1 pseudogene is annotated in these 667 nt (G+C 54.6%); it reads left to right on the top strand.

What is annotated here, in order from left to right:
* Positions 1-667: pseudogene (locus tag BEB54_RS28160) on the top strand (IS3-like element IS2 family transposase); the annotation flags it as partial.

The following is a 667-nucleotide window of genomic DNA, read 5'->3' as shown; positions in this document are numbered from 1 at the left end:
CCGGAGAAACGCAGACGGCGTACCACACAGGAAAAGATCGCAATTGTTCAGCAGAGCTTTGAACCAGGGATGACGGTCTCCCTCGTTGCCCGGCAACATGGTGTAGCAGCCAGCCAGTTATTTCTCTGGCGTAAGCAATACCAGGAAGGAAGTCTTACTGCTGTCGCCGCCGGAGAACAGGTTGTTCCTGCCTCTGAACTTGCTGCCGCCATGAAGCAGATTAAAGAACTCCAGCGCCTGCTCGGCAAGAAAACGATGGAAAATGAACTCCTCAAAGAAGCCGTTGAATATGGACGGGCAAAAAAGTGGATAGCGCACGCGCCCTTATTGCCCGGGGATGGGGAGTAAGCTTAGTCAGCCGTTGTCTCCGGGTGTCGCGTGCGCAGTTGCACGTCATTCTCAGACGAACCGATGACTGGATGGATGGCCGCCGCAGTCGTCACACTGATGATACGGATGTGCTTCTCCGTATACACCATGTTATCGGAGAGCTGCCCACGTATGGTTATCGTCGGGTATGGGCGCTGCTTCGCAGACAGGCAGAACTTGATGGTATGCCTGCGATCAATGCCAAACGTGTTTACCGGATCATGCGCCAGAATGCGCTGTTGCTTGAGCGAAAACCTGCTGTACCGCCATCGAAACGGGCACATACAGGCAGAGTGGC

Source organism: Escherichia sp. MOD1-EC6021, assembly GCF_002965245.1.
GTDB lineage: Bacteria > Pseudomonadota > Gammaproteobacteria > Enterobacterales > Enterobacteriaceae > Escherichia > Escherichia coli_F.
This window is presented reverse-complemented; position numbering and strand designations above follow the sequence as displayed.